Annotated in this window: 1 rRNA gene; it reads right to left on the reverse strand. The window is 50.3% G+C overall.

Annotation, left to right across the window (positions count from 1 at the left end):
* Positions 1-1,066, reverse strand: a 23S ribosomal RNA gene (locus MSG34_RS24090); the annotation flags it as partial.

The raw sequence follows: 1,066 nt of genomic DNA on the forward strand, positions 1-1,066 counted from the left end.
CTTAGAGAGCAAGTCTCATCACAGATAGGAGCGTACCTTCTCCCGAAGTTACGGTACGATTTTGCCTAGTTCCTTCACCCGAGTTCTCTCAAGCGCCTTAGTATTCTCTACCTGACCACCTGTGTCGGTTTGGGGTACGATTCGGTATAATCTGAAGCTTAGAGGCTTTTCCTGGAAGTATGGCATCAACAACTTCACACCCTTGGGTGCTCGTCTCGTGTCTCAGTCTTAAGAGTCCGGATTTTCCTAAACTCTCAACCTACTCACTTTCACATGGACAACCATCGCCATGCTTGTTTAGCCTGCTCCGTCCCCCCATCGCAATTATACCAAGTACGGGAATATTAACCCGTTTCCCATCGACTACGCCTTTCGGCCTCGCCTTAGGGGTCGACTTACCCTACCCTGATTAACATGGGATAGGAACCCTTGGTCTTCCGGCGTGCGGGTTTTTCACCCGCATTATCGTTACTCATGTCAGCATTCGCACTTCTGATACCTCCAGCAAACCTCCCGGTTCACCTTCAACGGCTTACAGAACGCTCCCCTACCACTCAAAATAAATTTTGAATCCGCAGCTTCGGTGCATAGTTTAGCCCCGTTACATCTTCCGCGCAGACCGACTCGACCAGTGAGCTATTACGCTTTCTTTAAAGGATGGCTGCTTCTAAGCCAACCTCCTGGCTGTCTGGGCCTTTCCACATCGTTTCCCACTTAACTATGACTTTGGGACCTTAGCTGGCGGTCTGGGTTGTTTCCCTCTTCACGACGGACGTTAGCACCCGCCGTGTGTCTCCCGGATATTACTTTACGGTATTCGGAGTTTGCAAAGGGTTGGTAAGTCGGGATGACCCCCTAGCCTTAACAGTGCTCTACCCCCGTAAGTATTCGTCCGAGGCTCTACCTAAATAGATTTCGGGGAGAACCAGCTATCTCCCGGTTTGATTAGCCTTTCACTCCTAGCCACAGGTCATCCCCTAACTTTTCAACGTTAGTGGGTTCGGTCCTCCAGTTGATGTTACTCAACCTTCAAACTTCCCATGGCTAGATCACCTGGTTTCGGGTC

This window comes from Vibrio sp. 1CM2L, assembly GCF_023161695.1.
GTDB lineage: Bacteria > Pseudomonadota > Gammaproteobacteria > Enterobacterales > Vibrionaceae > Vibrio > Vibrio coralliirubri.